1 protein-coding gene and 1 pseudogene are annotated in these 865 nt (G+C 46.6%); both read left to right on the top strand.

The window, feature by feature from the left end; translation table 11 throughout:
• Nucleotides 1–135 (top strand): annotated as a pseudogene (locus tag AB4135_RS22195) (alpha-amylase family glycosyl hydrolase); the annotation flags it as partial.
• Between the two features lie 92 nt (nt 136–227).
• Nucleotides 228–865, top strand: a 638-nt coding sequence (locus AB4135_RS22200; RefSeq protein WP_371995573.1) for a hypothetical protein, incomplete at its 3' end; no start/stop codon positions are given.

Genomic DNA, 865 nt, shown 5'->3' on the forward strand with positions numbered 1-865 from the left:
GAGCGCCTGTCCAGTATTTCATGGTTTATGCGCTGTCTTAATGAAGATATCGCACGCAAAGCTAATCGTGAAGATGCATGTAGAGGTGCTTTCTGGGAAGGGCGCTTTAAATCACAAGCCCTACTCGATAAAAAAGACAGGACAGCCATATCTTTTAATGGCTCCTAGACCTAACCAAAGATGAGGCGCTTTCGCCTCATCTTTTTGTTGCTACTTTTTGTTGCTGCATGGATAACCCACTAAATTTAAAAGGACTTTCAATAAAAACCCTAACTAAACTCAGCACTGCGATTCTCACCAGCTTTTTACTCAGCAGTACTGCCACTCAAGCTGCCACCCAACAACAGATTGACGCAGCGCTGGCGCCAGTGAAATCTGCCGCCACACTTGAAGCAACCCTAAGTCAGCCTTCTGCATTCGACGCGCTTGGTGATGAACTGCCAGCTTTTGTTGCCAGCATTCAATTTAGCCAAGCGGGTGAAGCCACTTTTGATAATGCACTGCTGCAGTCACACTTAAGTGCCACCGAGGTCTACCAAATTCTGGCACTGTTTGGCCAACAAACCCGAATCGCCCAATACCCAGATGCGCTCATTTACAACGCTACCGATGAGCTGCTGCTCGAAAATGCACTGCCTTTTTGCAGTGCAGACAGCCCCATTAAGCTACGAGTCATCCTCAAAAATGATAACCAAGTTAAATTCAACTATCGTCAAGCCGGCGTCGCCTATGATGGTAATGTTGAGGTCACTGAAAATACCACCATTACCTATAAGCTGGTACACACTAAGCGCACGCCAAAAGGCCAAGAAAAGACGGGACAGCCATTTCTTTTGCTTTCTCATGAAAAGACGGGACAGCCATT

Origin of the sequence: Shewanella sp. 10N.286.54.B9 (assembly GCF_041468565.1) — a bacterium.
In the GTDB taxonomy this organism is placed as follows: Bacteria; Pseudomonadota; Gammaproteobacteria; order Enterobacterales; family Shewanellaceae; genus Shewanella.